This window comes from Mycobacterium sp., from assembly GCF_035640695.1.
In the GTDB taxonomy this organism is placed as follows: domain Bacteria; phylum Actinomycetota; class Actinomycetes; order Mycobacteriales; family Mycobacteriaceae; genus Mycobacterium.
On record NZ_DASQVQ010000146.1, the window covers coordinates 1 to 4,799 of the forward strand.

Sequence of the window (4,799 nt, forward strand, 5' to 3'; positions counted from 1 at the left end):
CAACGACGACTACGCCAACGGCTACGCCAACAGCAAATGGGCCGGCGAAGTGCTGCTGCGGCAGGCCCACGACTTGTGCGGGCTGCCGGTGTCGGTTTTTCGCTGCGACATGATCCTCGCCGAAACGAGGTACGCGGGCCAACTCAATGTGCCCGACACGTTCACCCGCATGATGCTGAGCCTGGTCGCCACCGGCATCGCGCCCGGCTCGTTCTATGAACTCGACGCGGACGGCAACCGGCAACGGGCGCACTATGACGGGCTGCCCGTGGATTTCATCGCCGAGGCGATTTCCACCCTCGGCCAACAGGCGGGCTTCGAGACGTATCACGTGTTGAACCCCTACGACGACGGCATCGGGCTCGACGAATACGTCGACTGGCTCATCGAGGCCGGGTACCCGATCCAGCGCATCCCCGACTACGACGCCTGGCTGCAGCGGTTCGAGACCGCCATGCGGGCCCTGCCCGACCGACAGCGCCAGCACTCGCTACTGCCGGTGTTGCACAACTACCGGCGGCCCGAGAAGCCGATCAACGGACCCATCGCGCCGACCGGGCGGTTCCGCTCCGCGGTGCAGGACGCGAAAATCGGCCCGGACAAAGACATCCCGCACGTTTCCGCGCCGATCATCGTCAAATACATCACCAACCTGCAACTGCTCGGACTGCTATGAGCCGCCGGGCCGATCACAGGCAGAACGGCCCCTGCTATCTCTCCAAGAACTGTTCATCCGTCTAAAGTTTTGCCATATCGTTCGCGACGGTTTCAGGTCTGGTGCTGTCGCGAGCAATCGGAACCGTTGCCGTCGGGCCGCAGCGTGTGGGCATGCCCACGCCGGCCCCGTATCCTGATCGTCGCTGGCCGAGTGGTATTCCGACCGGGAGGCAGGCGATGGGACACAAAGCAACAGTGGAACTCGTGCTCGATTGTGAAGAGCCAAAGAGGCTCGCTAAGTTCTGGCGCGAGGCCCTGGACTATCGCGATTACTACACGGACGCGAATCTGGCTGTGCTCGTTCCCAAAGAAGGGATCGCTTCACCGCTTCTCCTTCAGGGAGTACCGGAACCCAAAGTGGGCAAGAACCGCATGCATGTCGACATTGTGGTCGACGACATCGAGGCCGAGGTCGGCCGGTTGCAGGCACTCGGCGCTCGTCGCATCGACGCAGGCGTGCAGAGCTTCGGGGGAACGCGATGGGTGAGAATGTGGGACCCCGAGCAGAATGAGTTCTGCGTCTCCACCGGCGTCGAGTGGTAAGGCTTGATACCAGGTCCGATGTTGCGGCAATGAATACGCCGGGATCGATCATGGCAGAAGGGAAAACCCGCAGAGCCTTAGCTTGTTCAACTATCGCCGCTGTTGTACGCGGCGGGCCGTAATTTCACCGCGAACACCCTATAGAGGGTCCTGTGGTGGGGACGGCATTAGCGGGGGCGTTACCCGGCCAGTCGCTGGGCCACCCGTTGATACCATTGGAACTCCACGCACCGATAGCGGACTGTCCAGGGGGCGCATTACGGACACCCAGCCGCTGTGAGCAGCCGCTGCCCGGGTTGGAGCCGCTGACGCTACCGCCGGTCGACACCACCGGCCCCGGCGTAGGCGTAGCAGTCGCGGAGGGTGCGGCGGCGGGGGCAGCCGTGGCGGGGGGAGGAAGAGGGGTCTGACTCTCGTCGGCCAGGGCCGGGCTGGCCAACAAGATGGCACTGCCTGCCAAAGCTGTGAATAGGATGGTCTTCATTGATTCTCCTCGATTTGGGCTCCTGGGTTACAGGTGGCTCATCGAGCTTCGTCGCGTGATGCTCCACAGCGACATGAACAACTTCAAGATCGGATTCACGGCCCGGCTGAATGCGGAGGCGGAAGTGATCCTCGCCACCCGGTTTCTTGTGGCTGGTGACAGCGATTTTCGGGTGCAGCGCCGCCGCCCGGTTAAGCGCGTCGATCCAATTGCGCCGGCTCTCGGGGGTGGTGTCCCCGACGTACAATGGCACTGGTTGTAGAGCACGTCGCCGCCGACGACGAGATCGATGTTAGGAACATGCAGCGACGTCGTATTCACCGTGTCGGTGCGGCCCTGCTCGATGATGAGTAGTTCGTGGCCCCCAGGGTGAAGGTGTCATCTGGGTAGGGTTCGGCCATCACCGGCCGCGCGTGAGTAGATGGTGGTGACGTTGCGATGGTGTAACGCAACCCAGCCCGCGAGCACCTCGGCCTCGGCCACGGTGGTAAGGGTTTCCACCAGCACCGCGTCGTACTCGCCGTAGATCAGCGTGGACGTGATGGTGATGCCCCGTCGTGCAGCGCTGCAGGAACGTCACCGCCCATAGTGCTGATCAACAGAGCCAACAGATAATCGAGGCGGTAGCCCACCTCTTCGACGTCGGGGTTGTTGTAGCTGGCGAAAAGCAGGCTCGGTTGGTCGACGGCGAGTTTGGTGTCACCGTCGGGGTCGGCGTAAAGAAGGGTGCGCAGTGGGGCGTGCAGCATCACGGCCGGGTCGTGGTGAAACATGCGTTCGGCGATGGTGTGGTTGCCCATCAAGTACTCGGTCGCCTTCCAAAACGACGCTGACCCCGCCATGGCGGCGGTCACATCGGTGCGGTAGTAGCGCATGAACCCTTGTGGGGCATTGATTTCGGCGAGTTCCAATGTTGCTTGCCAGTTGGCCATCTGGCCGAATCGAGCCATGTCTGCCTCGGGTACCAGGGTTTCGTAGAGTTCCCTGGCTTCGTCATAGAGGTGGGGCAGGTGCACGATGAGCCGCCGCGAGCGGTGATCGACGGCGCTGCTGACGGTGGTCACGGCTGGTCTCCTTCGTTGGTGCAATGCAGTTCGACGTTGCCGATGTCGAGGATGATGGACGGCTGGTTGAGATTGACGGTGTTGTCCGGGTTGCGTCGAAAGATCCGTCGACGGGTGGCAACCCGCAGTCCGTCGAAGGATCGGTAGCGGCCGCTGTAGTGGCCGACGAGGGTGCTGCCGAGAACTTCGGTGATGTAGTCCATTCGGCGTTGCAGGCCCGCTGAGTCGAAGTAGAACACTTGCTCGGGATTGTGGGTCGCGATGGAGGACGGGAAGTGCACTCGCAGTCGCCGCCAGGTTTGGCCGGCCTCGTGCCACGGCTCGATTTCCTTCGCGACCACCCCGGGATAGGCGAACAAGAAGGGGCTGGTGAAGTAGTTCCAGTTGGCGTAGCCCAAAAAGTACCCGAGGTGTAGGGCGTCCCAGGGGGTTGGTCGCAGGTGGCCCTTGAATGAGGCCCGCGCCGGAGCCAACGTGCCGACGGGGTGCCCGTCGAGTGTCTGTAGTGCCACGGTGTCCATGTCCGCGTCAAAGGTCATCCGCCAGTCGGGCCGCGTGAACGGCGCGAATTCTATGTGTTCGTCGACGGTGTCGAGGGTGACGGTCTGGTCGAATGTCGCGCCGGGCGGCCACCCCTTCATCGCCCATATCGGCCCGCCGATCGAAAGGTCGACGGTCAAGCCGCGCAACGTATCCCAAAGCTTTTGACCGCCAGCCGCCTCGATAGCGGTCGCGACGAGGTCGTCAGTCACGCATCCCAGTGTCGTGCGCCGAGCCCCCGCTCGTATCTGCCGGTGGACAGTCCGAGTGGTCAGTCGCACCAGCGCCGCCCCGCCGGCCGAAGGCTGTCCAATTGCACTGTCCACCGGTGGATACGAACCCGGGCCAATTCAATAACACTCGATGGCCCGGGCTCGCGAACGTGGGAGCTCAAGGGGCATCCGCGAAGGACCATGTGGACCCGGGACTGGTGGACCTGCCGCCGAGGAGAACATGGTCAAAACTAGCCGAGGAGAACCCATGTCGGAGCAGGTGATTGAACATGTTCTGCGTCGCCTGAAGGAGATCGGAGTCGACGCGATCTTCGGTGTCCCCGGGGACTTCGCGTTCAGCGTTCAAGATGCGATCGTCAACCACGCCGGTATCGAATGGATCGGCTGCTGTAACGAACTGAACGCGGGCTACGCGGCCGACGGTTATGCGCGGCTACGCGGCGTGGGTGCGCTCAGCACCACCTACGGGGTCGGCGAACTCAGCGCGATCAACGCTATCAGCGGCTCCTATGCGGAGAACCTTCCGGTCTTCCACCTCACCGGGATGCCCGCCATGCCGGTGCAGTCGGCCCGCTCGCGGGTGCATCACACGTTGGGCAACGGCGAATTCGACCTGTTCCGAAAAATGGCCGAGCCGGTGGTGTGTGCGAGCGCCGTCATGACACCGCAGAACGTCGCACACGAGACGGAACGGTTGATCGCGGCTGCTCTCTACCACCGGCGACCCGTTTACATGGCTTTTCCATCGGACCTGGCGGCCCAACCGGTTGTTGGCCGTGCCCACGCCCTCGATCCACCTTTAACCGACCGACCCAGCCTCGCCGCAGCGCTGGACGCAATCGTCAAAGCCCTCGATGCGGCCCGCACCGCCTGCGTCCTGCCGGGAATGCTGGTCGCCCGCGTCGGTGCACAAGATCTCCTGCGGGAATTCGTTGACGCAGTGGGACTCCCCTTCGCGACGATGTTCGCCGACAAGTCGGTCCTCGATGAGCAGAATCCGTTATACATCGGGATGTACGACGGAAGGCTGATGGACGAACCCGTCCGGGCCTTTGTCGAATCATGTGACCAGGTCTTGTGTATAGGCACGATGATGACCGACCTCAACTCGGGCGCCTTGACCGCCAGCCTCGAACCGGCCCGCACCATCGAAATCGCTCACCACCGCACACGGGTCGCGTCCCAGGTGTTCTCGAACATCGAAATGCGTGACATGCT

The 4,799-nt window shown here is 62.9% G+C and carries 6 protein-coding genes; 4 read left to right on the top strand and 2 right to left on the bottom strand.

Features of this window, described 5'->3' with window-relative positions; genetic code table 11:
- The 3 genes from VE759_RS17295 to VE759_RS17305 form a co-directional block, all read left to right on the top strand.
- A partial coding sequence (locus VE759_RS17295) for an SDR family oxidoreductase (RefSeq protein ID WP_324934661.1) occupies positions 1-676 on the top strand: 676 nt, incomplete at its 5' end.
- Positions 677-912: 236 nt separating this feature from the next.
- Positions 913-1,260, top strand: coding sequence for a VOC family protein (locus VE759_RS17300; RefSeq protein WP_324934663.1), 348 nt, complete (start codon positions 913-915; stop codon positions 1,258-1,260).
- A gap of 473 nt (positions 1,261-1,733) precedes the next feature.
- On the top strand, positions 1,734-2,006 hold the full coding sequence (locus tag VE759_RS17305; protein ID WP_324934665.1) for a hypothetical protein: 273 nt from the start codon (positions 1,734-1,736) through the stop codon (positions 2,004-2,006).
- A 265-nt stretch (positions 2,007-2,271) separates the two neighbouring features.
- On the opposite strand, the gene VE759_RS17310 is transcribed toward VE759_RS17305, so the two are convergent.
- Both VE759_RS17310 and VE759_RS17315 read right to left on the bottom strand, forming a co-directional pair.
- On the bottom strand, positions 2,272-2,808 hold the full coding sequence (locus tag VE759_RS17310; RefSeq protein ID WP_324934667.1) for a DUF302 domain-containing protein: 537 nt from the start codon (positions 2,806-2,808) through the stop codon (positions 2,272-2,274).
- A complete protein-coding gene (locus tag VE759_RS17315; RefSeq protein WP_324934669.1) occupies positions 2,805-3,560 on the bottom strand; it encodes a hypothetical protein in 756 nt (251 codons plus the stop codon). The genes VE759_RS17310 and VE759_RS17315 overlap by 4 nt, the downstream gene beginning before the upstream one ends.
- 268 nt (positions 3,561-3,828) lie before the next feature.
- On the opposite strand from VE759_RS17315, the gene VE759_RS17320 reads away from it, so the two are divergent.
- A partial coding sequence (locus VE759_RS17320; protein WP_324934671.1) for a thiamine pyrophosphate-binding protein occupies positions 3,829-4,799 on the top strand: 971 nt, incomplete at its 3' end.

Coding starts and splice junctions, on each gene's coding strand:
- VE759_RS17305 (WP_324934665.1), top strand. CDS start 1,734: ATGGTCTTCATTGATTCTCCTCGATTTGGGCTCCTGGGTTACAGGTGG.